Here is a 248-nt window from a genome sequence, read left to right as displayed (position 1 = left end):
AAAAGTTGAAAATAGCCCTCCAACAGTAAAAAAGGTTGAAAATAATCACAAAGAGCAACCGAAACATAAAGATGAAAAATCAAAAAAGGAAAAGAAAAAAGTAGTTGAAAAAGAAAAAGCGTTACCAAAAACTGGTTTAACTTCAGTTGATAACTTTATTAGCACAGTTGCCTTCGCAACACTTGCCCTTTTAGGTTCATTATCTTTATTACTTTTCAAAAGAAAAGAATCTAAATAAATCATCGTCA

At 29.8% G+C, this 248-nt stretch carries 1 protein-coding gene; it reads left to right on the top strand.

From position 1 onward, the window contains the following. On the top strand, positions 1-238 hold a 238-nt coding region (locus IDG63_RS14820), incomplete at its 5' end, for an LPXTG cell wall anchor domain-containing protein (RefSeq protein WP_241012398.1). Positions 239-248 lie beyond the last annotated feature (10 nt).

It is taken from the genome of Staphylococcus sp. EG-SA-14, assembly GCF_017151935.1.
GTDB classification, from domain to species: domain Bacteria; phylum Bacillota; class Bacilli; order Staphylococcales; family Staphylococcaceae; genus Staphylococcus; species Staphylococcus aureus.
The sequence above is the reverse complement of the archived record's forward strand: the minus strand, read 5'-3'. Positions and strand labels throughout refer to the sequence as shown.